The 23,409-nt window shown below is 61.5% G+C and carries 21 protein-coding genes; 19 read left to right on the top strand and 2 right to left on the bottom strand.

Annotated elements, in window-relative coordinates; genetic code table 11:
• Nucleotides 1-2 precede the first annotated feature (2 nt).
• The 14 genes from MUN81_RS15890 (at nucleotide 3) to MUN81_RS15825 (ending at nucleotide 16,199) form a co-directional block, all read left to right on the top strand.
• Nucleotides 3-1,307 (top strand): hypothetical protein, encoded by a 1,305-nt coding sequence (locus tag MUN81_RS15890; RefSeq protein WP_245112045.1) that lies wholly within the window; start codon nucleotides 3-5, stop codon nucleotides 1,305-1,307.
• Nucleotides 1,308-1,533: 226 nt separating this feature from the next.
• The gene (locus MUN81_RS15885; RefSeq protein ID WP_245112043.1) at nucleotides 1,534-2,151 is read left to right on the top strand and encodes a hypothetical protein; all 618 of its coding nucleotides are present in this window, start codon (nucleotides 1,534-1,536) and stop codon (nucleotides 2,149-2,151) included.
• An 80-nt stretch (nucleotides 2,152-2,231) separates the two neighbouring features.
• Nucleotides 2,232-3,371 carry a hypothetical protein gene (locus MUN81_RS15880; protein WP_245112041.1) on the top strand — a complete coding sequence of 380 codons (1,140 nt, stop codon included), beginning with the start codon at nucleotides 2,232-2,234 and terminating at the stop codon, nucleotides 3,369-3,371.
• 79 nt (nucleotides 3,372-3,450) lie between these two features.
• On the top strand, nucleotides 3,451-4,266 hold the full coding sequence (locus MUN81_RS15875) for a hypothetical protein (RefSeq protein WP_245112028.1): 816 nt from the start codon (nucleotides 3,451-3,453) through the stop codon (nucleotides 4,264-4,266).
• 22 nt (nucleotides 4,267-4,288) lie between these two features.
• Nucleotides 4,289-7,258, top strand: a complete 2,970-nt coding sequence (locus MUN81_RS15870) for a tetratricopeptide repeat protein (protein WP_245112027.1) — start codon at nucleotides 4,289-4,291, stop codon at nucleotides 7,256-7,258.
• Nucleotides 7,259-7,317: 59 nt separating this feature from the next.
• Nucleotides 7,318-8,322, top strand: coding sequence for a MoxR family ATPase (locus MUN81_RS15865; protein ID WP_245112025.1), 1,005 nt, complete (start codon nucleotides 7,318-7,320; stop codon nucleotides 8,320-8,322).
• A gap of 22 nt (nucleotides 8,323-8,344) precedes the next feature.
• On the top strand, nucleotides 8,345-9,217 hold the full coding sequence (locus MUN81_RS15860; RefSeq protein WP_245112023.1) for a DUF58 domain-containing protein: 873 nt from the start codon (nucleotides 8,345-8,347) through the stop codon (nucleotides 9,215-9,217).
• Nucleotides 9,214-10,140, top strand: coding sequence for a cytochrome c-type biogenesis protein CcmH (locus MUN81_RS15855; protein ID WP_245112021.1), 927 nt, complete (start codon nucleotides 9,214-9,216; stop codon nucleotides 10,138-10,140). Before MUN81_RS15860 ends, MUN81_RS15855 begins: the two co-directional genes overlap by 4 nt.
• Entirely contained in the window at nucleotides 10,137-11,132 is a 996-nt protein-coding gene (locus MUN81_RS15850; protein ID WP_245112018.1) for a VWA domain-containing protein, read from the top strand. Before MUN81_RS15855 ends, MUN81_RS15850 begins: the two co-directional genes overlap by 4 nt.
• Nucleotides 11,133-12,116, top strand: coding sequence for a VWA domain-containing protein (locus tag MUN81_RS15845; RefSeq protein WP_245112007.1), 984 nt, complete (start codon nucleotides 11,133-11,135; stop codon nucleotides 12,114-12,116).
• 3 nt (nucleotides 12,117-12,119) lie between these two features.
• Nucleotides 12,120-12,836 (top strand): tetratricopeptide repeat protein, encoded by a 717-nt coding sequence (locus tag MUN81_RS15840; RefSeq protein ID WP_245112006.1) that lies wholly within the window; start codon nucleotides 12,120-12,122, stop codon nucleotides 12,834-12,836.
• Nucleotides 12,837-12,846: 10 nt separating this feature from the next.
• Nucleotides 12,847-14,313: a hypothetical protein gene (locus tag MUN81_RS15835; RefSeq protein WP_245112004.1), complete on the top strand. Its 1,467-nt coding sequence runs from the start codon at nucleotides 12,847-12,849 to the stop codon at nucleotides 14,311-14,313.
• Nucleotides 14,273-15,028, top strand: coding sequence for an SH3 domain-containing protein (locus MUN81_RS15830; RefSeq protein ID WP_245112003.1), 756 nt, complete (start codon nucleotides 14,273-14,275; stop codon nucleotides 15,026-15,028). The genes MUN81_RS15835 and MUN81_RS15830 overlap by 41 nt, the downstream gene beginning before the upstream one ends.
• Nucleotides 15,029-15,281: 253 nt before the next feature.
• Complete coding sequence (locus MUN81_RS15825) at nucleotides 15,282-16,199, top strand: alpha/beta hydrolase (protein WP_245111993.1); 918 nt, start codon at nucleotides 15,282-15,284, stop codon at nucleotides 16,197-16,199.
• A 24-nt stretch (nucleotides 16,200-16,223) separates the two neighbouring features.
• Here MUN81_RS15825 and MUN81_RS15820 read toward each other — a convergent pair whose 3' ends face one another.
• Nucleotides 16,224-17,237 carry a pectinesterase family protein gene (locus MUN81_RS15820; RefSeq protein ID WP_245111992.1) on the bottom strand — a complete coding sequence of 338 codons (1,014 nt, stop codon included), beginning with the start codon at nucleotides 17,235-17,237 and terminating at the stop codon, nucleotides 16,224-16,226.
• Nucleotides 17,238-17,567: 330 nt separating this feature from the next.
• On the opposite strand from MUN81_RS15820, the gene MUN81_RS15815 reads away from it, so the two are divergent.
• The 5 genes from MUN81_RS15815 to MUN81_RS15795 all read left to right on the top strand — a co-directional run bounded on the left by MUN81_RS15815 (nucleotide 17,568) and on the right by MUN81_RS15795 (nucleotide 22,628).
• The gene (locus MUN81_RS15815; protein WP_245111984.1) at nucleotides 17,568-19,127 is read left to right on the top strand and encodes a glycoside hydrolase 43 family protein; all 1,560 of its coding nucleotides are present in this window, start codon (nucleotides 17,568-17,570) and stop codon (nucleotides 19,125-19,127) included.
• Nucleotides 19,128-19,298: 171 nt separating this feature from the next.
• The gene (gmd, locus tag MUN81_RS15810) at nucleotides 19,299-20,411 is read left to right on the top strand and encodes a GDP-mannose 4,6-dehydratase (RefSeq protein WP_245111983.1); all 1,113 of its coding nucleotides are present in this window, start codon (nucleotides 19,299-19,301) and stop codon (nucleotides 20,409-20,411) included.
• 387 nt (nucleotides 20,412-20,798) lie between these two features.
• A complete protein-coding gene (locus tag MUN81_RS15805; protein ID WP_245111981.1) occupies nucleotides 20,799-21,269 on the top strand; it encodes a hypothetical protein in 471 nt (156 codons plus the stop codon).
• A 342-nt stretch (nucleotides 21,270-21,611) separates the two neighbouring features.
• Nucleotides 21,612-21,848, top strand: coding sequence for a hypothetical protein (locus MUN81_RS15800; RefSeq protein WP_245111979.1), 237 nt, complete (start codon nucleotides 21,612-21,614; stop codon nucleotides 21,846-21,848).
• Nucleotides 21,849-21,920: 72 nt separating this feature from the next.
• Nucleotides 21,921-22,628, top strand: coding sequence for a Crp/Fnr family transcriptional regulator (locus MUN81_RS15795; RefSeq protein ID WP_245111978.1), 708 nt, complete (start codon nucleotides 21,921-21,923; stop codon nucleotides 22,626-22,628).
• A gap of 8 nt (nucleotides 22,629-22,636) precedes the next feature.
• Here the strand turns inward: MUN81_RS15795 and MUN81_RS15790 are convergent, their stop codons facing one another.
• A complete protein-coding gene (locus MUN81_RS15790) occupies nucleotides 22,637-23,395 on the bottom strand; it encodes a universal stress protein (protein ID WP_245111976.1) in 759 nt (252 codons plus the stop codon).
• Between the last annotated feature and the right edge of the window lie 14 nt (nucleotides 23,396-23,409).

Raw genomic sequence — 23,409 nt, 5'->3', positions numbered from 1 at the left:
CTATGAAAAAACTCGCTACCCTCATTGCGTTTGGCTTCTGTTGCGCGGCTACCCGCCCGGCCCAGGCCCAAGGGCCCGACCGCGCCGAGTATCAGCAACGGTTCAACAACTGCGACGCCGAGCGCCAGCGGTTGGCTGGCAAGCTCGACGCCCTGCGCGCCGAAAAGCAAACCGCTTTGCGCGAGCTGCAGCAGGGCTATTTCTGCAGCAAATGCAAGCACAGCAAAACAACCATTGAAAAAGGGGGCGAAAACTTTGAAGCCCACTTAGGCCGGGTAAAGGGCGAGCGGGTAGCGGCCACCCAGGCCGAAATTGCCCAAAACCAGAACGAATTCCAGGACAAGATTCACAACCTGGAAGTGGACGTCGACTCCAAGCGGCTGGACTGTGAGCGGGTGTCGATGGACTACCAGAAAGCGTATAAATCGGCCCAGGACCGAGCCCAGCAGGACGCCCAGCGCGACGCAGACGCGCGCGCCCAGCACGCCGCCGACGAGCAGCAAAAGGCACTGGCGGCGCAAAAGCAAAAAGAGGAAGAAGAACGCCAGGCCCGCCTAGAAGAGCAGCGCCGCCGCGAGGAAGCCGAACGCCTGCGCCAGGCTCAACTAGCCGCCAATTACCTGCGCTTTGAAGAGCAGATGCGCGATAACAACGCCATCACCCAAGCCAAGCTGGAAGAAGCCCGCCGCAACGGCAACCTCAACGGCATTAACCAATACAGCGACGACAGCCGCCGCAACGCCCGCAACACCGTGGATGGCACCAACAGTGGCACCCTGCGCCGGCAGGCCATGGGCGACGGTAGTGGCGGGTATCTGTCGCAAGCGGCCGACTACATCCGGGAAAAACGCGACTCTTACTTCAACAAAGTCACCACGGATTACGCCGAGAAAAAACTCAACCAGCTATTTGACCAGGACGACGACGACGACGGAGAGTATGCGCCCAACGTGGACATAAAAAGCGAGATTAAGTCCGATGCCATCCATTATTTGAAAAACAAATTCGTGCAATCGAGCGGCCCGACTATAAAGGAATTGGACCGTAAGTATCAGGAGGCTGTTGACGAGTACGAAAAGTATGAGCCAATCTCTTTGCCAAATGCTTTTTCCGAAGCGTCGAGCAGCGTTTTCAAGCAATTAAACGCCATCGTTAGCGGCGCAAGCAGCGAGGAGGTCGAACAGATGCAAAAGGAGTTCTGGGACAAAACCCCCAAGCGCTATTGGGTGGGCGTTCCGCGGTATTATTTGCCCGGGCCCAGCAAGGCGCTGGTTAAAGATTTAGCTGGCTTCTTCACATTCAAATAATGAGCGCCGTGATGAATTTACTGCGCTATGTGCGCAATGCCGTTGGCGCGTGGTGCGTGGCCGGTTTGCTTGTATTGCCGGGCAAGGCACAAAACCCGGACGTTGAAAGGCTTGTGGTGTCGAAGAAAGGCTATGAGCAGAACCCGTATCCGGCCGTAAAAAACATCCCCAATTTTGCCGTTATGTATCCGGGGGTACCCCTGGTGCCTGCCGGCGGGGGGTATACATGGCCGGCTGGAATAAGTGGTTCCTGGCGCCATCCAAGCAAAACCTCACGTTCGCAATCGACTACTGCGAGGCCGACATGAGCTTTTACTTTTTCACAACCAACAAAACCCAAAGCGTACTGCTCAAACTGACCGATAACGAGCAGAGCCCCTATGTCAAGGTGCTGGAAATGCCGGTGGGGATTTACAGTCTGAAGGTCGTTTCGCCAAAAGCCATCTGGGTTTGGGGCCAACAGGGCGAATCTTGGTGCATCTGGCGCCACGACGGCACTCAGTTGAAGCTGGTGTACAAAATGAAGCAGGTCATCCGCGACATTGCCCCGATAAACGAGGACAACGTGGTGGTGGCCACGAGCCGCTCCGTAATCACGCTGGGCGTTACCCACGCGCCCAAAGAAATAATTAAAATGGATGCGGAGTTGGACGGGCTGGCGGTTAGCCCCGACGGTACCCTGTTCGTTTCGACAGAGAAAGGTATCCTGCATTATTTATCGCCCGAAATGGTCGACGACGCCGAAATTGTTGCTTACACCATCCACGGGAAATTGCGCCGGTACCGGAAAAGCCTCTATGTGCTGTGGCGGGAGGATAACCAGGTGTTAGAAATCAAATTATAGGCGGCATTTATGCTGAAAAACACGTGACCGAAAACAGGCCGGTCTCTTCCCATTTTGTTCTAAGTCGTCAACGCTTCCCGATGAAACACCTATACCTACTGCTGCTCGTCACCATCAGCACGAAACTAGCCGCGCAGGACCTGATTTACCTCACCGATGGCACCAAGCTACCGGGGAAAGTAACCGAGATAACGGCCGAAAAGGTCAAGTTTAAGAACATGGCTAATCCGACCGGCCCGACGTATAGCCGCACGCCCGATAAGGTGTCGTTTGTGTTCAATGCAGCGGGCGACTACCTGGTCTTTTCCAAGGAGAAGCCCTTCACGGAAAAGGAGCGGGATGCATTCCTGGCTGGTGACCCCAAAACGCGCTTTCTCGACGCCCTCGTCGATACCAAAGGCGCAGTTACCTCCACCATTATTGCCAGCGAAACCGACGCGGATATCCTCTGCAATAACAAGGGCGCGGAATCGAAGGTGGCGAAGTCGTCGCTGGCGTTTCTGATTCGGCGCGACGGCAGCCACCAGGTCTTTGGCAGCGCCGAGCAGGCCGCGCCCATTTTGTTGGCCAGCATGGGTAAAATAAGCAGCGCGTTGCCACCAGCGGCCAAGGCCGCGCCCGCCGCCGATGCCGGAGCCCCGCTCGCCGGCGCGTCGATGCGTGCCAGCGGCAGCGAAGTCGGTGCAACGGCAACCGGGGGCGCGGTAGCAGCGCCAATGGACATGAAGCTGTTTAACCGCAAAGCGCTGGAAAAAACAGAGGAATTCACCGGCTACATGAAAATGATAGTCACGGTGAATACCAATAAGGAAGCTGCCAAAAAAGGCATTAACCTGGCCTGCGCGCTCTTCCTGAACGACGATTCGCGGGTGGAAGTCTCGAACGTGAACACTGACGTTCGCAACAAATACAAGATTCGCGAATACCTAAACCGGCTGATGCTACGGAGTGGGCAATTCGACAAAGTGCAAATTGAATACGCCAACGTCAATTACGCTTCTAAATTCAAAAAAGGCGCCGATGGCAATTACTACGGCGTGGTCACTTTTGTGCAAACGTTCCGGGGGTTTGTCGACGACAAAGTGGTGTATGGCGACGTGACCAAGCGCAACGTGACCGTAGTGCTAAAACCATACGAAAAAGCGGTTGATGGCGAGTATGTAGCGGCCTGGGACGTTTTTCTGGACGACGTAGGCGTGGTGGAAACCAAGAAAATATAGCCTTGTCTAGTGCACGCTGCCCGGCTGCACGGGGCAGATGGTGGCACGCATTCCAAGCGCATCTTACTGGTAGACTTCCATGATGAGTTACAAAACCTGGCTGTTGGCAGTCATGCTGCTTTGGCCGATGCTGGGGTTCGGGCAGAGCTATGAGAAGGAATTCGGTGTGGCCTTCGCATGGGAGGTGAAGCAGGTTGACGAATTTATTGAACGCTTCAACAACGACGAATTTTCTTTCATTCGGGAATACCTGAAGAAGAACGAGTCCACGTCCGCGCTCACCCGCGAGCGCATGCTGAAAAGCCTGTTTAACGCCAAGGGTACAAATTGGAATTACAACGAAATAACGGCTTTCATTAAGCAAGTTAATAATGCGGAGAAACCACAATATCTTGATTTAGATAGCAGCAATTGGTACGCCAACGTGCAGTGCTTGGTGACCAACCACGGCAAGCCCGAAAAAGCGTTGCTAAAACTCAAAATAGCCACGCTGCCCGACGGTAGCTCTAAATGGGTAATTGCTGATGTAAGCTTGCCGGGGCAGGCGAGCGCGCCGGCCGCTGCTAACGCGGGCCCCCGCGTGCGCGGCCCCAAGCCGGCGGACGCCAAAGCCTCGCTGAACCCGATGAGTCACGCCATCGATTTCATGAACATCGACCTGGTGACCAAGAAGCCGGAGAACATTGAGAATTTCGTTGACGATGCGCCCGACCGCAGCCGCAGCCTCGATTGGTTTGTGGGCGCGTGCCTGAAAAACCAGCTGAAAGTGGTGCGCGCCACGTCCATTAGCTACACGTTTCTCCAAATAAAAGGCTGGCAAATTGAGGTGAAGCAATTTCACCGCCAGTCGCTCAATTCGGGCTGGCTAATCAGCAAATTGGTGAAGCTTTCCTGACGTAAATTATTCGTAACAGCACATGCATTCCGTTGCTTTTTATATCTCACCCGCCCGCTGGCTGGCGTGGGGGCTGGGGTTACTATTCCTGACGCTGCGGCCGGCCCTGGCGCAGGACAAGGTGTCGTTGAAAGACGCCAAGGAAATGACTTACCAGGCGCAGTCGACCGTGGAGGAGTTGCAGAACCTGCTGAATTATGTCACCTTCAACGACAATGCGCCCAGCGAGCTGGCCGAGGTAATCAGCAGCAGCTATAAGCCCTCGCGCAACCAGATTTTTCTGAGCAAAGACGTCATCGTGGAAGACGACGTGAACCCCGCCTCCGGCTTGGGCAAAACCAAGGACCTGCCGGTTGAAAAGTACCTCGACGCCCTTGACGTGCAGTACGAAAAAACGGCGGATGCCAGCGTTGCTTTTACGAACCTGGTGATTTCTAAAATCAAGAAAAAGGATTACCTGTACGTGAAGGTGCGTTTCGACGAAGCGTTTGCCAGCAAAGAAAAAGCCAGCGGCACGCCTTACCCAACGCGGCAGCGCGAAGCCCTCGTACGCCTCAACAGCCTGGGCGGCAACAAGTGGCAGGCCCTGATTGTGGGGCTGAGCTTCCACAACCCGGCGCAGCCCATTGAACTAACCGATAACGAACTTCCCATTACCACCGATGCATCGGCTGAATCGGCGTTGGTGACGCAGGAAGACTTTGTGCGGGAGAAAGACGATTTCGTGCTGGGCAAACAGCAGGAAGAAAAGCGCAAGCAAATTGCCTACGATGAGTACGTGACGCAGGGCAACAACTACGTGGCCAGCAAGCAATACAAAGACGCGCTGGAGTTCTACAGCAAAGCCAAGGAACTGCGTGCGCTGGTGCCGGCACTGGACAAGAAAATACTGGACACCAAGCGACTCATTGCCGAAAACACCTTTGAAAGCCTGAAAAACAAAGCCGAGCAGGCCAAGAGCGAGCGGCGCCACGGCGACGCGTTGCGGTTGTATAAGCAGGCGCTTGCCATTAAGCCCGAAGCGCGCGCGGCCATGGAAGCGGAAATGGCCCAGCTCACCAAAAAACTGGATGAAATAGCGCTGCCGAAAAACAAGCTCGAAGCCAACGACCTGCAGGGGGCCATTGATGCCTGCGATAATATTCTGAAGGAGAACAAAAAGGCCAAGAACGATTTTCCGGAGCTGTTTTTCATCAAGGCACAGGCCTACCAGCAACTGGCGGAAAAGCAGCCCGGCGACACCCGCTCGCTGGACCGTGCGCTGGAGAACTACACCATGGCGCTGCAGTATTACCCCAACTACACCAGCGCCCGCCTGGCCCGTGCCACTTTTTATGTGAAGCACAAGCACGATTACGTGAGCGCCGTCACCGATTATGATGTGTTGACGGCGAATGCGCTGGACGACGCGCCCGAAAAGCCGAAATACTTTTTGGTGAAAGGCGGCTGGAAGAACCAGCTGAAAAACTATTCGGGTGCGCTGGAAGACTACGGGAAGGCCATTGCCCTGAGCCCGGAAAATGCAGCGGCGCACTTCGACCTGGCCGAGCTGCTGTATCGCCTGCAGCGCCACCCGGAGGCGCTGGTGAGCTTCAATACCGTGCTTGAGCTGGAACCGAAAAACGGCAAAGCGTTTTACTACCGGGGCCTGAACTACATCGGCCTGCGCGACGTGCCCGCTGCGGGCAAGGATTTTGGCGCTGCCGAAGCCCTTGGCCTGGAGCCCGACCAGCTGAAAAAGGTGGAGGCCATCAGCACGGGCTATTTTGAGGCGGCGCTGGCGGCTTTCAAGGCGAAAAAAACGGACCAAGCCGACAGCCTGTACGACAACGCCCTGGCCGTGCGGCGCTGCAACGCCAAGGCCTGGCACGGCAAAGCCGAAATAGCGCTGGCCGCCGGCGACGAGCAGGCCCGCAAGCGCAACGCGGCTTCCAAAAGCAGCTATCAGACGGCCATTGAACTGTACCAGAAAGCTATTGCCTGCACCCCGACGTATTCGGACGCGCAGTACAAGAAAGGGCTGGCGTATCAGAAAATAGCAGAATACACCGCGGCGCTCGACAGCTATTCCGACGCCATCAAGAGCGACGCCACCAGCGTGCTGGCTTACATGGGCCGCGGCAATACCCATCTCGACACGAAGCAATATGCCAAGGCTATTGCTGACTATTCGCGGGCCACTACGCTGCTGCAAAACAAGTTGCAGGCCGCCAAAAAAGACAGCCAGAAAGAAATGGCGCTGACGATAAGCAACGATTTATCGCAGGCTTATCAGTTGATGGGCAAGGCCTGGTATTTGAAAAACGATTATACCAAAGCCGTGCTGCTGGGCGACAAAGCGTTGGAAGTGAATCCGAAAAATTCGGAAGCGTTGTATTACCAGGGCCTGTCTTACCAGGCGGTACACGACCTGCCCAAGGCGCTGAAGGCGTATTCGGAAGCCATTAAATACGCACCTGACTTCCGGTATTATTATGCCAACGGCAGTGCTTCGCTGCAGGCCGATAAATACGAGCAGGCCATTGCAAATTTCAATGCGGCCATTAAGCTGGATACGTTGCCGGTGATAAAGCAAAGCCGGTATTTGCGCGGCCTCAGCTATTTCAAAAGCCGGATGTTGGAGCCTGCCTTTAAGGACTTTACCGAATATGAAAAGTCGGTGGAAAAAACGGACAGCTCGTTTTATACCGATTTTGGCCTGCTGAACCTGCATCTGAACCACGACGCGGCGGCCATCGACAATTTCAAACGCACCCTCACCGCCAAGCCTAACCACCCGCTGGCGCTATATGGCCTGGGCTGCGCATATGCCAAAGCCGGACAGTTCGACAAAGCCATGCAACAGTTTGAACAGGCCTACCAAACCCGCCAATTGAGAAAGGAAGACATCAAGCTGGAGGAAGAAACCTTCCTGGTGGAATTGAATAAAGTGAAAGCGCACAAAACGCAATATGCGCAGCTGAAAAAGACCTATTTGCCCGCCCCGCAGTAGGATGCACGGTGGATGAACTATTCTTTTTTGAGAGTGCAGGGCGGAATTAACTATTGACTATGAGCGAGGTAGCAGAAGCCAGTGTTTGGGAGCAGTTGGAGCTGGAAATAGAACAGGAAAGCGCCGTGGTCGACGGCCTGCGCGCCCTGCTGAAGCAGACCATTGTGGGCCAGGAAGATTTGCTGGAAAAACTGCTGGTGGGCTTGTTTGGCAACGGGCACATCCTGCTGGAAGGCGTGCCTGGCCTGGCCAAAACCCTGACCGTGAAAGCACTGGCGCAGGCCATTAGTGCGCAATTCAACCGCATCCAGTTCACGCCCGACCTGCTGCCGGCCGACGTGCTCGGCACCATGATTTTCAACCTTCACACCAACGAATTCAGTGTGAAGAAGGGGCCGATATTTTCGAATTTCGTGCTGGCTGATGAAATCAACCGGGCGCCGGAAAAGGTGCAGAGTGCCCTGCTCGAAGTGATGCAGGAACACCAGGTAACGATAGGGGGCAGCACCTATCCGCTGGCGCCGCCCTTTCTGGTACTGGCCACCCAAAACCCCATCGAGCAGGGCGGCACCTACGAGCTGCCCGAGGCGCAGATGGACCGTTTCATGCTGAAGCTGGTGATTTCGTACCCGTCGCTGGAAGAGGAGCGCATCATTGTGCGGCGCAACCTGGCGGAGGAAAAGCCGGTGGTAGAAGCGCCGTTCACGCTGGAAAACGTGCTGCGGGTGCAGGAACTGGTGAAACGCATTTACATCAGCGAGAAGGTGGAGGACTATATTCTGAACCTGGTGTTTTGCACGCGCTTTCCGGAACGGTACGGGCTGGCGCAGTTGCAGCCGCTCATTCGGTTTGGGTCGTCGCCCCGGGGCAGCATCAACCTGGCGCTGGCGGCGCGGGCGTACGCGTTTTTGCAAAAGCGGGCCTACGTGACGCCCGAAGACGTGCGCCACGTGGCCTACGACGTGCTGCGCCACCGCGTGGGCCTGACCTACGCGGCCCGGGCCGAAAACATGACGTCTGACACCATTCTGCGGCACATCATCGGCGGCGTGCCCACGCCCTAATCAGCGCCGCCGGCGCGCCCGCATGGAACTCCAGGAACTCATTCAGACGGTGCAGAAATTCGAGCTGCTCTGCCAGCGGCTGACGCAGCAGAAGCTGGCGGGGCTATTCAACAGCTCGTTTAAGGGGCGCGGCTGGAGCATCGACCACATTCGCAAGTACGAGGTGGGCGACAACATCAAGGACATTGAGTGGAACGTGACGGCGCGTTTCCGCGAAACATTCGTGAAAACCTTTACCCAGGAAAAAGAGCGGCTGGTCTGGCTGCTGGTGGACGTGAGCCGCTCCATGCTGCCCGCCGCGCCGGGCCAGGGCCGGGGCAAATACGAAGTGGCGCTGGAAATAAGCGCCGCGCTGGCCTTCAGCGCCATCGAAAGCCAGGACCAGGTGGGCGTGGTGTTCTTTAGCGACAAGGTGGAGCACGTGGTGCCCGCGGCCCGGGGCAAGGTGCATTTCTGGCGCATTGCCAAAGAGCTGGTGGCGGCGCGGCCCGCAAGCCGGGCCACCAGCGTGGCGGCGGCGCTGCAGTTTCTCATCAACAGCCACGCCAAAAGCAGCGTGGTTTTTCTGGTGTCAGATTTCGTGTCCGAGGACTACGCCACGGCTTCGCAGGTGCTGGCGCAGCAGCACGAACTAGTGGCCATTCGGGTGGCCGAGGAGCGCGAGGCACAGGTGCCGAAGCTGGGCTGGGTGCAGCTGCGCGATGCCGAAACCGGCCGCACGCGCTGGCAGAATACCTCCGCGGCTGGCTTCCACCAGCGCCTGGAGCAGCACCACGAGCAGGTGGCGGGCCGGTTTGAGGAAGCGTACGGTCCCACGGCGGTCAGGAGCCTGACCGTGGGCACTGCAGGCAAGCATTTAGAGGAGTTAATCGGGTTTTTGCAGCACGCTAAATGAGGCTATTTCGACGTGCTTTCTGGGGAACCTTGCTGCTGGCCGACTGGGCCGCGGTGGCGGCCACGCCCGTACGCCCGGTGCAGGCAGAGGTAGATGTGCGGGCCTGCAAAATCGGGCGCCCGGTCACGCTCACCCTGCGCGTTTCCAGGCAGGCGGGTGAGCAGTTGCTCTGGGATTTGGCCGATAAAGCGGTTGCAAGCAAAGGTGCCTTGCTGCTGAAGGCCCGAACGCGTGTCATCGACGATGCGCTGGTGCAGCATCAGGTTATGTTCACGGCCACGCAGGGCGGGCGCTGGCAATCGGGGCCTTTTCCGGTGGTGGCGAAGGGCCGTGCCGGGGTCGATACTTTGTATGCGCCAGCCGTTGCGGTGCAGTTTCAACCGGAGCCTTTGCGGCCGGGGCTGCATGCCCTGCGGCCTGTAATGCCGGTATGGAAAGGTGTGGCAGGGCGCTACATGTGGACGTTGCTGGCCACTGGCCTCGTGCTGGTGGGGGCTGGTGCGGGCGCGTGGCAGCTGTTGCGCAAGCGGCAACCGCTGCCATTAGCGGCCCAGCCGTTGGATTCTCTGGAACAAGCCCGCCAGGCGGCGCTGCTGAGGATTGAGGCTTTGGAAAGCCATGCAGCGCGGCGCGCTGAAGCGGGTATGCCCGAGGAACTGCTCAGCATTGTGCGCGAGTATCTGAAGCAAAGGGCCGAAATAAAAAGGGGAGGGCTGACGACGGAGTCCGCGGCGGAAGTATGCGCAGAAGCATCTGGCGGGCAGGATTTGTTAACCGTCGGCCTGGCTGACCTGAACCGGGCCCGGTTTGCGCCCGGGCGCCTCGACGCCGCCAGCCAGGCCCGGCTGCTGGCCGTGGCCAGAGAATTGGTGTTGGGTGAAAGCGAAGTGGAACTCACGCAAACTGAAAGCGCTGCCCAATGAAACAAGCCGCTTTTCACGACCCGGGCTGGCTGCTGCTGTTTCTGGTATTTCCGGTGCTGCTGTGGCTGCACGTGCGCTATTGGCGGCGGCGCCAGCCGCTGCTTACGCTGGCCAGCCTGCCAGGCCAACTGCAGGCCACCCGGCAACTCATTACGCCGCCGGATGTGCTGTTTGCCCTGCGCCTGCTGAGTCTGGCCGGCATTGTTCTGGCCCTGGCCAACGTCCAAACGGCCACGGTCAGCAAGCAGAAGGTGGCAGCGCAGGGCATCGACCTGGTGCTGGCCATGGACATTTCGGCCAGCATGCAGATTGAGGACATAAAGCCCAACCGTCTGGAAGGGCTGAAAACCGTGATTTCGCGGTTTGTGGCCGGCCGCACCGATGACCGGCTGGGCCTGGTGGTGTACGCCGGCGAGAGCCTCAACTGGTGCCCGCTCACCAAAGACTACGGCTTTCTGCTGCGGCAGCTCAACCAGCTCGACCAGCCCACGCTGGCCGATGGCACCGCCATCGGGCTGGGCCTGGCGTCGGCCGTGAACGCGCTGCGGACCAGCCAAGCCAAAAGCAAGGTCATCATCCTGCTCACCGATGGCGAGAACAACACCGGGTTCATTGAGCCCGTCACGGCCGCGCAGCTGGCCCGCAAGCACCGCATCAAAGTGTACACCATCGGCATTGGCACCACGGGCACGGCGCCGCTGCCCCTCTACGACCTCAACGGCCGGAAAACCTACCACTACGTGCCCGTAAAAATCGACGAGCCTGCCCTGCGGAGCATCGCTCAGCAAACCGGCGGCAAGTTTTTTCGGGCCAAGGACGCCGCTACCCTGCGCCGGATTTACGCCGAAATCGACGGCATGGAGCAGTCGCCCACCGGCTACCGCACGCAGGTGCAGCACACGGCGCAGTACCGGTGGTTTCTCGGGGCGGCCTTGTTTTTTTTCGTGCTGGGCGAAGGCCTGCTTCTTACCGTGTTGCGCAGCCTGGGCTAAATGATGAGCTTCGAAGAACCCGCTTATTTGTGCCTGGCCGTGGCATTGCCCGTGCTGGCAGCCGGCTACTGGCTGCGCCGGCGCGCTGCCCTGCGCACCGGCGAGCCGCTGCAGGGCCGCAGTCGCACCGGTGTGCGGCTGCGCCAAGGGCTGCGACTGCTGGCCTTGGGGACGCTGGTAGTAGCCCTCGGCAAACCACTGCCGCAGACGCCAGCCCAGACCCCGGAACCGGCCCAGGGCCCGCGCCGGGTGGTGTTTCTGGTGGATGTGTCGACCAGCATGCTGGCGGCCGATGTGCTGCCGGACCGCCTCACCCAAGCCAAAAAAGTGGTGGCCGAGGCCGTGCGCGGGCTGCCGGGACAGGAGGTGGGCGTGGTAGTTTTTGCCGGCAACGCCCAGGTGTTTCTGCCCCTTACGACCGACTATGAAGTGGTGAGCCGGGCCTGCGCCACCATCACGCCGGGCCTAGTGCCGCGCCAGGGTACCTCGTTGGTCGAGGCGCTGACATTGGCCGCGCTGGTGCTCAAGCCCACGCCGCAGCATCGGCAGGTGGCCTGCGTGCTCTCAGACGGTGAAAACCACACCCCGCGCTTCGAGGCACTGGCCGACTCGCTGAGCAAAGCTGGGATGGACATCTTTGCCATCGGCGTCGGCACGCCCGAGGGGGCGGCCATGTTCGTGAAAAACTCTGCGGGCGGCGAACCCACCGTGAAGCGCGACCGGCAGGGGCAGCCCATCCTTTCGCGGTTTCAGGAGGCCAGCCTGCAGCGCATTGCGCAGGGCCGCCCCGAGCGCTACCTGCGGCTCGACAACTGGCGAAGCACCACCGCCCGCCTGCTGCAGGCACTCCACAACCTGAACCCGGGCACTAACCAGCTCCAGAGCGCGGGGCCCGCGGAGTACTTCCAATGGTTTCTGCTGGCGGCGTTTATACTGCTGCTGGTGGAGTTTCTGGTGCCGCTTTTCCACCGAATTCCCTCGTAGGCCATGGCACTATCTAACAGAAATAGGCTGCTGCTGGGTGCCATGCTGGTCGTTGTGGCCTGCGGGGGGCTGTGGGCAAATACCCGGCCGGGCAGCCTGGCCGCCCGCGTATGGCATTTAGCCGGAGGCAATGAGGCCTACGCCGCGGCTCAGTATGGCGACGCCGAAGTTCACTGGCGGCAAGCCGTGCAAGGGCAGGCGCTGCTACTGGCGCCGCGCTACAATCTGGGCAACGCGCTCTACCAGCAGGGGCGCTACGCCGAAGCAATCGGGCAGTACCAGACCGCGCTGCACGCCCCTGCACCTGAGGTCCAGGCGCTAGCCTGGGCCAACCTGGGCAAAAGCTATTACCAGGTGGGGGATTTGTCGCACAGCCTGGCAGCGTTTCGCCGCGCGCTGCTGCTGCGCCCGACCGACGACCAGGCTCGGCAGGACTTTCTTTTTGTGCAGGCAGCCCTGCAACGGCAGCAAAAAAGCCGGCAGCCGGCGAAAAAAGGCCAGCCGGCGCAGGACCAACAGCAGCCCGAAAGCCGCAAAGGCGATGACGACAAGAACGAAGACGCCGGCCAGCAGCAGGGCGCGGCCGAGCAAACGCTTTCGGCCAAAAAGATGGAGGAACTGCTGGGCCAGCTCAACGACAACGAGAACCACGTCAGAAACAAGATGAGCGGCCCCGGCCAGCAAGGACGAAAAACGGCTTCGGATGAAAAAGACTACTAATCCGGTTTGCTTGCGAAGGCGCGTCGGGCGTTGGGGCCTGTGGCTGATGCTGGCCAGCGGCCTCGCGGCCCGGGCGCAGCAAGTCGAGGCGCCGGTCGGCCGGCCATCCGGCCCGGGCGAGGATGTATTTATGAAGGCGGTGCCCAGCAGCAAGGCGGCTTATGCGGGGCAGGCCCTGACGGTGAGCTACCTCCTGTACTACGCCGTTCCGGTCATCGACCCCGATGCCGACATCGACCTGAAATTCAAGAACTGCGAGGTGGAAGAGTACCCGGCCACCGCGCGGGAGCGGCGCGAAACCCTGGCCGGCAAAACCTACCAGGTGCGGGTGCTGAAGCAGTACCACGTGGTGCCGGAGCTGGAAGGAACGTTGACGCTGCCGGTGCTCACGCGGCAGTACAGCTTCAGGGCGCCGCCGTCGCCGGAAGACTTTTTCGGGGAGCCGAAAATCGTGTCGAAAACCATTCGCTCCGGGACCGTGAAGGTGCCCGTCCGGCCGCTGCCCCCGGCGCCCGACTCGCTGGCATTTGCCAACATGCTGGGGCAGTTTCGGTTTCGGCCTTCCTACACGGTGTCCCGCAAGTCGGCCAATCTGCTCACTTTTCGGCTGAAAATCACCGGGGCCGGCAATCTGAAGAAGGCGAAGCTGCTGCCGGCTGTCATGCCCGCGGGCGTCGATGTATTCAACATCGCCGGCGAAGAAAAGCACGTCCTAACCGCGCAAGGCCTGCGTGCCGAGTACACGTATTCCTACGACGTGCTGGCCAACTACCAAGGCACGTACGTCCTCCCCGGCATCCGCGTGCTGAGCTTCGACCCGAAGCAGGAAAAATACAGTGCCTACCGGGCCCCGGCTTATACTTGGCGCGTCGACAAAGGCCCCGTGGCCCCGGCGCCCGAGGCCGCCAAGCCAGCCGTAGTGCAGGCCGCCCCCCGGGCCTGGCAAGCCAAAACGACGTTGTTTCAGGACGAAGACAAACAGCTTTTCTTTGGCTCGCGCACCTACTACGGGTGCCTGCTGGTGGCGGCGGGGCTGCTGCTGGCGGGCGTGGCGCAGGCCGAGCGCCTGAAGCGCCGGGCCGCCAACCCCCGCCGCTACAAAGCCCGAACGGCCAAAAGCAGGGCGCTCAAAGCCCTTCGGCGCATCGCCCTGCCCCGGGCGTCGCCGACGGATGCGCACTATAAAAACCTGGGCGAAATCTTGCTGGGCTACCTGTGCGCCCGGTTTGACCTCGACGAAGCCAACTTCTCTCTGCGCGACCTCCCGGCCCGGCTGCAAGCGCGGGGCGTGCCCGCCGTGCTGCAACACCAAACGGCCGACTTCCTGCGCACACTAACCAAAATCCGATTTTCCGGCGGCCCGCCCATCGGCTCGGCCCGCAGCGTCGCCACCGACGAACTGATTGCCCTCATCACGCGGCTCGATGCCTGCTCCCATGACGAAATACCTACTACGCTGGTTCCTGTTGCTCGGTAGCCTCGCAGGCTGCGCCGCGCTGCCCGATGATGCCGCCACGGCCTTTGAGAAAGGCAACGAGCGGCTGGCAAAGGCAGATTATGCGGGTGCCATTCGCCAGTATCAGCAGTTGGAGCAGCGGGGCGTGCGCCGCTCCGAGCTGTTTTGCAACTTGGGCGATGCCTACTACAAATCGGGGCAGCTTGGCTGGGCCGTGTACTACTACGAGCAGGGGGCACAGCTCGCTCCGGCCAATGCCCAACTAGCAGCCAGCCGGCGCGTTGCCCTGCGCAAAGCCGGGTTGCCGGCTGGCCCAGGCGCGTCGTTTGCGCCAGGCTCAGCTACGGCTGTGCTGGCGGCCGATGCCTGCGCCAAAGCAGCTGTAACTAGCTTGTTGCTCAGCGGGGCCCTGTTGCTGCTGGCGGGATTTGGCCGGCGCAGTGCGCACACGCCCAGGCTGATGCAGGGGGCGCGGGCTTCGCTCTGGGCGGCGGGCGGGCTGTTTCTACTGACCTTGGCAGGACGGCTGGATGTTGCGCGCCACGGCATTGTGGTAGGGGCCAAGGACGGCGGCCGCAACGGGCCCAGCAGCGCGGCCCGGTTGGTTTTTGCCCTGCGGCCCGGTGAGAAAGTGACCATTGAAAACCACTACCAGGGGTGGCTGAAAATCAGGCGCGCGAGTGGCGAAACCGCCTGGGCGCCGGCCCCGGCAGTGGCCGTACTGCGGCCCCAATAGCGTTTGGCCATCTCGCGAACCAGGGCCGCGGAGTGGGGCGGTGCTGGCATAACACCATGGCAAGGGTGTGGCAAGGAAATCATTTTGGAGGAGTCAGCGTCCGGTTCCCAGGCGTGGGTTGCGCCGGCCGCTGCACCTTTGCGCGTCCAGAATTACTTTTTCTGCTTTCTATGATAATCGTTCGACGTGCGATGGGCCGGTTTGCGTGGCAGGCGCTGGGAGGAGGCTTGCTCGTGCTGCCGGGCGGGGGGCAATGGCGCAGCAGGCGCCGGCGCCGCGCGATACGTCGTTCACGGTGCACAGCGCTTTCGTCAAAGCTCTGAAAACCAATCCCGGCATCAGCATTGCCCGGCCGCCGATGCCGGCCACCATTCAGGCCCGATTGAACCAGACCTATTGCACCCTGGGCAGCCGGGCACTGCAGCTGGACGTGTTTTACCCCAAAGCCAGGCGCAAGCGGGGCTACCCGGCGGTGCTGTTCATTCACGGGGGCGGGTGGCGCTCCGGCGACCGGTCGCAGCACGTGGCCATGGCCCAGCAGCTGGCCGCCAAGGGCTACGTCACGGCCACGGCCGAGTACCGCCTCTCCACCGAAGCCCTGTACCCCGCGGCCGTGCACGACCTCAAGGCCGCCATTCGCTGGCTGCGCGCCAACGCGGCGACTTACCAGATTGACACCGCCAAAGTGGCCGTGTGGGGCTTTTCGGCCGGCGGGCAGCTGGCGGCTTTGCTGGGCACCACCAACGGCGACCCGCAGCTGGAAGGCACCGCCTGCCACACCAGCCACTCCAGCCGCGTGCAGGCCATTGTGGACGTGGATGGCACGCTCGCGTTCATCCACCCCGAGTCGGGCGAAGGCAACGACAGCAAGGGTACCTCGGCCGCCACCTACTGGTTTGGCGCGCCCAAAACCGAGAAGCCGGAGCTGTGGCTGCAGGCCGGCGCGCTCAGCCACGTCTCGGCCCAGACGCCGCCCATCCTGTTCCTCAACAGCTCGGTGGCGCGCATGCACGCCGGCCGCGACGACATGACCCGGCAGCTCGACGCCTTACACATCTACCACGAAACGCACGCTTTTCCCGACGCGCCGCACCCGTTTCCACTGTTCAACCCGTGGTTTGAGCCCACGCTGAACTACACGGCGGCATTCCTGCAGCGCGTTTTCAAATAAGCTGGCGGCAGGGGCGAGGCTGGCTTACTTGCGCGCCGGAACCCAGCCGGTGCTGCCGGCGAAAATGGTGCTTAGGGTATACTGCTTGGCCTGCTTGGCCGTGAGCTGGCGGGACCATTTCACGCGGCCACTGGGCTTGGCGCCGGGTCCGAGGGAGTTGAATTCGGCGTAGTAGGCCGTCTTTTCGTTGTCGGGGCTGCGCCAGTTGTCCCAGCCCTCGGGGCGGATGTGGGCGCCCATCTCAGTGTTGAGAAACACCGTGCGGGCATGCGGGCGCCAGGGCCGGCCCAGGTATACCTTGGTGGCTTCGGGGCCGGCCGTGAGCTTGCAGTTCAGAAACACCAGCCCGAAAGCCTGCCGCGGCCAGGTAGAGGCGGCCGTGATGTAGGAATCGGTCTTGCTGAGGATGGTGCAGCCGTCGAACACCGCTGTGCTGGAACCGAAAATGAAGTCCGTCGTGCCTTCGATGTAGCAGTCCTGATAGTATTGCCGGCTGTTTTCCACGGCCAGAAATAGGGTGTCCTGGTTGCCCAGCAACCGGCAGCGGCGGAAGGTGGCGCGGTCGCCTTCCACGTGCAGGGCCACGGCCTGGCCCACGCGCCCGGCCGAGTTCTCGAAGGTGATGTTTTCGGCGGTGAAGTCGTTGGCTTCCACCCGCACCGTGGCCGAGGTGTAGGTGCTGTGCTGGGCGGCATCACCGGAATAGTCGCCGTAGGTAATGATGGTGCCCGTGGCGCTTTCGCCCAGCAGCGTAATGTTGGTTTTCTGCGGCGGAATCAGCAGCTTTTCGTGGTAGGTGCCGTTTTTGACAAAAATGGTGGCCGTCACCTGCATGAAGTCGCGCACGGCCATCACCGCCTCCTGAATGGTGCGGTAGTCGCCGGTGCCATCGGCTGCCACGGTCAGGCGAATGGGCACGAGGAAGGTTTCTTTCTTGGCTTGGGGTGGGGTAGAGGCGGCGGGCGGCGTCACCTGGGCGCGCAGGGCCGAAGACGCCAGCAACAGCCCGCTGGCAAGTAATAGGGGGCGAAAAACCATAAGGCAACGAATCGAAAAGTCCCGGAAAAGTTCGTGGACGGGGCGGGCCGTAAAGGTGCCAACAAGTTTTAGGAGAACCTATGGTTTTTGCCCGAAAAACCACTCCTGGCAAGGCCGCACCGGCAAGTACAGGTAGGACTTGTCTGCTACGCCGTCGTTCTTTACTCTGCCTGGCGGTGTTTGCCGGCGGGTTTTCCATTGCCTTTGTTCTATGAAGCTATTTGTTGAGTTGTTAGGGGCGTCGCGGCTGGTGCCTGCGGTCTTGCGTGCGCTGTGGGTGGCATTTGCCCTCGGTTTGTCGGGGGCCCAACAGCGGCCCAGAGCACCAGCGTGTCGAAGGTGTGGGTGCCCGACCTCGGCAACGGGACCTACAAAAACCCGGTGCTCTACGCCGATTACTCCGACCCCGACGTGGTGCGGGTGGGCAGCGACTTCTACCTCACCTCGTCGAGCTTCAACGCCGTGCCCGGCCTGCAAATACTGCATTCCAAGGACTTGGTGAACTGGTCCATCATCGGGGCCGTGTTCAACGAGCAGCCACCGCTGGCCCGCTACGCCCTGCCCCAGCATGGCAACGGCGTGTGGGCCCCGGCCATCCGCTACCACAACCAGGAGTTCTACATCTATTACCCCGACCCCGACCTGGGCATCTTCGTGACGAAGGCCAAAAACCCGGCCGGCCCCTGGTCGAAACCGGTGTGCGTGAAGGAAGCCAAGGGTTGGATTGACCCCTGCCCGCTCTGGGACGCCGACGGCCGTGCCTACCTCGTGCACGGCTTCGCGGGCTCGCGCGCCGGCATCAAAACCGTGCTGGCGGTGAGCCCGATGAGTACTGACGGCCAGCGCCTCACCGGCCCCGACGTGCTGGTGTTCGACGGGCACGCCGCCCATCCCACGCTGGAAGGCCCCAAGTTCTACAAGCGCAACGGCTACTACTACATTTTTGCCCCGGCCGGGGGCGTGCCCACCGGCTGGCAGCTGGTGCTGCGCTCCAAAAGCGTGTATGGGCCGTATGAGGAGAAGATTGTGATGGACCAGGGCAAAACCGCCGTCAACGGCCCGCACCAGGGCGCGTGGGTGGATACCGACACCGGCGAAGACTGGTTCCTGCACTTCCAGGACCAGGGCGCCTACGGCCGGGTGGTGCACCTCGAGCCCATGGCGTGGAAAAACGACTGGCCCGTCATCGGCGAAGACCCCGACGGCGACGGCAAGGGCCAGCCCGTGCGCACCCACCGCAAGCCCCGCATCAAGAGTCCCGCCCAGCCCCTGGCCACGCCGCCTACTTCCGACGAGTTTGGCGCCGCGGCGCTGGGCCGGCAGTGGCAGTGGCACGCCAATCCGCAGGATTATTGGGCTTACCTGTTTCCTGCCCAGGGCTGCCTGCGCCTCTACGCGGTGCCGCTGCCCGAGGGCTTCAAAAACTACTGGCAGGTGCCCAACCTGCTGTTGCAAAAGCTGCCCGCCGAGGTTTTCACGGCCACCGCCAAGCTCACCTTCAGCTCCCGCCTCGACGGCGAAAAAGTGGGTCTGATGATGATGGGGCTCGATTATGCCTACCTCTCGCTGGCCAACCAGGGCGGCAAACTGCAGCTCAGCCAAACGGTGTGCAAGGACGCCGACAAGCTCTCGCCCGAAACCACCTCGGCCCCGGTGGAAGTACCGGCCGCGCAGGCCGCCCAGCCCATCTACCTGCGCGTGGCCGTGAAAACCGGCGCCAAATGCCAGTTCAGCTACAGCTTCGACGGGCGCACCTTCCAGCCGCTGGGCGCCGAGTTCACCGCCCGCGAGGGCAAGTGGATTGGGGCCAAAGTGGGCTTGTTCTGCTCGCGCACGGCTAAGTTCAACGACGCCGGCAGCGCCGATGTTGACTGGTTTCGCATCGAGTAGGCGGCGGGCGCGGATAATTGACCAAGAGCAAGCCGCGCCGTGACCTGCGTCATTTTTGAAGGGAGCCGGGCCCGCCTAATTTTCCCCTTTGCCGGAGCAGCGCCTTTTGCCGGCCGCTTCGCGCAGGCCGGACACGGGCATTTTTCAGGTTTCATTCAACACTGTATGCTTATGAAGCGCGCAATCATTACCGGAATCACGGGGCAGGACGGGGCTTATCTGGCCGAGCTCCTGCTCAGCAAGGGCTACGAGGTGCACGGCATCAAGCGCCGCTCGTCGCTCCTCAACACCGACCGCATCGACCACCTTTACCAGGACCCGCACGAAAAAAACGTGCGCCTCGTGCTGCACTACGGCGACCTGACTGACTCCACCAACCTGATTCGCATCGTGCAGCAGGTGCAGCCCGACGAGATTTACAACCTCGGCGCCATGTCGCACGTGAAGGTGAGCTTCGACACGCCCGAGTACGTGGCCGACGTGGACGGCGTGGGCACCCTGCGCCTGCTCGAAGCCGTGCGCATCCTCGGCCTGGAAAAGAAAACCCGCATCTACCAGGCCAGCACCTCCGAGCTCTACGGCCTGGTGCAGGAAGTGCCGCAGCGCGAAACCACGCCTTTTTACCCGCGCTCGCCCTACGCCGTGGCCAAGCTCTACGGCTACTGGATTACGGTGAACTACCGCGAAGCCTACGGCCTCTACGCCTGCAACGGCATCCTGTTCAACCACGAAAGCCCCCTGCGCGGCGAGACCTTCGTGACCCGCAAAATCACCCGGGCGGCGGCCCGCATTGCCCTGGGCCTGCAGCCTGTGCTGTCGTTGGGCAACCTCGACGCCCGGCGCGACTGGGGCCACGCCAAAGACTACGTGGAAGCCATGTGGCGCATGCTGCAGCAGGACCAGCCCGAGGATTTCGTTATCGCCACGGGCGTGACGACTACCGTGCGCGAGTTCGTGCGCCTGGCCTTTGCCGAGCTCGGCATCGAGGTGGCCTTCACCGGCGAGGGCGCCGACGAAAAGGGCATCGTGGTGGCCTGCCACTACCCCGAATTTCAGGTGCCCACGGGCCAGGAAGTGGTGCAGGTTGATGAGCGCTACTTCCGCCCCACCGAGGTGGAGCTGCTGATTGGCGACCCCACCAAGGCCAAAACCAAACTCGGCTGGGAGCCCCGCTACGACCTGGCCGCGCTGGTGCAGGAAATGGTGCAGGCCGACTTGCGGCTGTTTCAGCGCGACGCCTACCTGCAGGCCGGCGGCCACGCCGTGCTCCAGACCTACGAATAGCCGCGACCCGCCCGGGACTGCGCCCCGGCCCGCCGCTTCTTCTCAACGCCCCGCAACCGGCTTCTTGTGAGCCGGTTGCGGGGCGTTTGCCTTCGTGCCCGCTGCGCCGGGCAAACGAAGCAAGGGCAGCGCAATTGGACTGTTTGGGAGGTAGACCTATCCGAAACCGCCTGATTGATAGCTGAAAACAGTACTTTTTTATTTTAAAATTATAATAATAGGATTTTTTCTCGATAATGTGAACTGCGCTGCTGAACTTGTGGTTGGAAGCGCTACGACAGGTAGTGGGTCGTGGCGAGCAGTTGGAGACGAAGTAGTAGTGTAGTGGAGTAAGTGCAGAAGAACTACGCAATAGTGCGTGAAGTTGAACCCCCCCAAAACGTGTTTATGAAGAAAGTACCCCTGATGCTGGGCCTGGCGGCTGCCGTATGCAGCCTCCCCGCTTGCCAAAAAGACCTCGAAGATACCCCCACCCCCCAGGCCGTGGCTGCCAATGCCAGCCGCGCCGACCAACTGGCTGCCCGAGACTGGCACCAGACCGGCCTCACGGTGAACACCGTGAGCGGCGACAAAGCCGTAACCGCCGACTTGTTTTCGCACGTAAGCCCCGGCATGCTCGACCAGTCGGTCACGTTCCAAGCCGGCGGTGTGTACACGGTGCTTAAAGGCGGTGCCGCCGGTCCCCTCGCGGGCCGTTGGCAGTTCAACGCCGCCAGCGACTCCGTCATCGTGACCTTGCCCGGCCAGGTGCGCCGGCTGGCCGTGACCGAGCTCAGCCCCACCAGCTTGCGCCTGACTTTCACCGACGCCGCCGTGAACGGCGCCGTCTCCACCTACACCTCGGTGTATTCCCACTGAGCACCCTACCCCATACCCAGCCCAACTGTTCGCAAGCAAAAAGGCCCGGCTAGTACTAGCCGGGCCTTTTTGTTGGTAGGCCGCCCGCAGCCACGTCTCAATCATATATATTTCGCTATATGTTCGGCTATTGCCTTGCCGCATTCGGATAGCAAAAAGCTCCGTTCGCTAAGAGGGTGTGGCATTTTGGATATTTAAAATTTAACTTTCATCATATACAGGTTCGGGCTGTTCGCGGCCGGCGGTGCACTGCAGCAGGCTGTTGCGCTTTGGTTGGTCCCGCCGGGCTCCGCCCCGACGCCCTGCCCGTGTTTGCCTTTCCACTTTTCACGGCTATACCATATGACACTTTCCTTTCTCCGGTCTTCGCTACAGGTCGACTTGTCGTCGGCCGCCCACCGCTCGCAGGAAGAAGCCGCGGCCTACGCCCGGCGCCTGCACGAAATAGAGACCAAACTGCTGTGCCGCGCATTTGGCGGCCGGGCGGTGCTGCCCAGCGACTACGAGCTGCTGCAGCGCTACCTCAACGGGGAGCTGTCCCGCGCCGAAGTCTTTCGGGAGTTCTACAACGCCGCTTGAGGCAATAGCTCGCTTTTTATCAATAGGTTATGGTTTGCTGAAGTTGGTTGCCTCACCTCTTTCCCTTACGCTATGAACCGATTTGTATCTCCGCAATGCCAGGGTTGCCCCAGCCGGCACAACTCGCTGCTGCGCTGCTGCGCCGACGCCGACCTGGAAATGATGTCGCTGGGCAAAACCAGCCACCAGTACTCGGCCGGGCAGGTCATTTTTCAGGAAGGCAGCCGCGCGCTGGGCCTCTACTGCGTGCACGAAGGCAAAATCAAAATCACCAAAACCGGCGGCGACGGCAAGGAACAGATTATTCGCCTGGCCAAAAGCGGCGACACCTTGGGCTACCGCGGCCTGGTGACGGGCACGCCGCACTCGGCCTCGGCGGTGGCCCTCGACGATTGCACCGTGTGCCTGGTATCGAAGCAGGACTTTTTTCAGCAACTGAACACCAACGCCAATTTTTCGGGCGCCCTCATTCAGCTGCTTGCCACGGTGCTCAGCGAAGCCGAAAGCCGCATGCTGCACCTGGCTTACAAGCCCGTGCGCGAGCGCCTGGCCGAAGCCCTGCTGCTGCTCATGCGCACCTTCCGCACCGAAGGCGACCTGCAGCCTTTCACGCTGGCCATCTCGCGCGACGACCTGGGCGCCCTGATGGGCACCACCAAAGAAACCACCACGCGCATGCTGTCCGAGTTCAAAAACGAAGGCATCCTCACCACCCGGGGCAGCGCCATCACCATCCTGTCGCCGGTGCGGCTGGTGGAAATTGCCACCCTCTACGACTAAGTCTAATCTTACGCCACCTGGCGCTCTTCGTGCGGCGAGCTCACCGGCAGCAGCAGCACCGGCACCGGGCTCTGGGCCAGCACCCGCGCCGTGACGCTGCCGGCAAAGCCGGGCCCCCACCGGCTGCGGGCCCGCACGGGCACCACCAGCAGGTCGGCGCCCACCTGCTGCACGCCCGCCAAGATGCCGGTGGCCGGGTCGGGGGCGGGCACGTCGCAGGCGTCGATGGTGAGGTGGCGCAGCGCGAGCCCGCACGACTGCACCGCGTGCAGGGCATCGGCGCCGGAATAGAGGGCGTGGGGCCGCTGGGCGTGCAGCACCGTGAGCCGTGTGGGCAGCGTGAGCAGCAGCGCGTGCATGGTGCGCAGGCCTTGGGCCAGCACAAAAGGCTCGCCCTCGGCCGCCAGCGCAATGCGGCGGGGCGGCATGCGGCCGGCGTCGGGCGAGGGCACCATCAGCACCGGGAGCGTGCTGGCCTGCAGCATGCGCTGGGCCTGGCGCGCCAGCTGCTCGGCGGGCGGGCGCGGCAGCACCAGCAGCAGCGCCCCCGAGGCCGAAGACGCTTCGCAGGCCGGCAGCGGGCGGGTGCCGCCCGCCAGGGTGCCGGGGCACTGCACGGCCAGCCGCGGCGGCGCGGTGCTGCCGGCGGGCCCGTCGGCGAGGGTGCCCGGCAACAGCCGCGCGGCCAGGAGCTGGGCCAGCGAGGCCGCGTATTGCGTGGCTTCGTGGGTGGGCGGGCTGCCGAGCATAACGATGGAAGCTTGCATGCGATGGGCGGAAA

Origin of the sequence: Hymenobacter sp. 5317J-9, assembly GCF_022921075.1 — a bacterium.
Lineage (GTDB): Bacteria > Bacteroidota > Bacteroidia > Cytophagales > Hymenobacteraceae > Hymenobacter.
The sequence above is the reverse complement of the archived record's forward strand: the minus strand, read 5'-3'. Positions and strand labels throughout refer to the sequence as shown.

Excerpts from the sequence above, each read along its gene's own strand:
- MUN81_RS15890 (WP_245112045.1), top strand. The coding sequence starts at position 3 with ATGAAAAAACTCGCTACCCTCATTGCGTTTGGCTTCTGTTGCGCGGCT.
- MUN81_RS15880 (WP_245112041.1), top strand. The coding sequence starts at position 2,232 with ATGAAACACCTATACCTACTGCTGCTCGTCACCATCAGCACGAAACTA.
- MUN81_RS15820 (WP_245111992.1), bottom strand. The coding sequence starts at position 17,237 with ATGGTTTTTCGCCCCCTATTACTTGCCAGCGGGCTGTTGCTGGCGTCT.
- MUN81_RS15800 (WP_245111979.1), top strand. The coding sequence starts at position 21,612 with ATGACACTTTCCTTTCTCCGGTCTTCGCTACAGGTCGACTTGTCGTCG.
- MUN81_RS15795 (WP_245111978.1), top strand. The coding sequence starts at position 21,921 with ATGAACCGATTTGTATCTCCGCAATGCCAGGGTTGCCCCAGCCGGCAC.
- MUN81_RS15865 (WP_245112025.1), top strand. The coding sequence starts at position 7,318 with ATGAGCGAGGTAGCAGAAGCCAGTGTTTGGGAGCAGTTGGAGCTGGAA.
- MUN81_RS15845 (WP_245112007.1), top strand. The coding sequence starts at position 11,133 with ATGATGAGCTTCGAAGAACCCGCTTATTTGTGCCTGGCCGTGGCATTG.
- MUN81_RS15790 (WP_245111976.1), bottom strand. The coding sequence starts at position 23,395 with ATGCAAGCTTCCATCGTTATGCTCGGCAGCCCGCCCACCCACGAAGCC.
- MUN81_RS15885 (WP_245112043.1), top strand. The coding sequence starts at position 1,534 with ATGGCCGGCTGGAATAAGTGGTTCCTGGCGCCATCCAAGCAAAACCTC.
- MUN81_RS15860 (WP_245112023.1), top strand. The coding sequence starts at position 8,345 with ATGGAACTCCAGGAACTCATTCAGACGGTGCAGAAATTCGAGCTGCTC.
- MUN81_RS15875 (WP_245112028.1), top strand. The coding sequence starts at position 3,451 with ATGATGAGTTACAAAACCTGGCTGTTGGCAGTCATGCTGCTTTGGCCG.
- MUN81_RS15870 (WP_245112027.1), top strand. The coding sequence starts at position 4,289 with ATGCATTCCGTTGCTTTTTATATCTCACCCGCCCGCTGGCTGGCGTGG.
- MUN81_RS15855 (WP_245112021.1), top strand. The coding sequence starts at position 9,214 with ATGAGGCTATTTCGACGTGCTTTCTGGGGAACCTTGCTGCTGGCCGAC.
- MUN81_RS15840 (WP_245112006.1), top strand. The coding sequence starts at position 12,120 with ATGGCACTATCTAACAGAAATAGGCTGCTGCTGGGTGCCATGCTGGTC.
- MUN81_RS15825 (WP_245111993.1), top strand. The coding sequence starts at position 15,282 with ATGGCGCAGCAGGCGCCGGCGCCGCGCGATACGTCGTTCACGGTGCAC.
- gmd (WP_245111983.1), top strand. The coding sequence starts at position 19,299 with ATGAAGCGCGCAATCATTACCGGAATCACGGGGCAGGACGGGGCTTAT.
- MUN81_RS15850 (WP_245112018.1), top strand. The coding sequence starts at position 10,137 with ATGAAACAAGCCGCTTTTCACGACCCGGGCTGGCTGCTGCTGTTTCTG.
- MUN81_RS15830 (WP_245112003.1), top strand. The coding sequence starts at position 14,273 with ATGACGAAATACCTACTACGCTGGTTCCTGTTGCTCGGTAGCCTCGCA.
- MUN81_RS15805 (WP_245111981.1), top strand. The coding sequence starts at position 20,799 with ATGAAGAAAGTACCCCTGATGCTGGGCCTGGCGGCTGCCGTATGCAGC.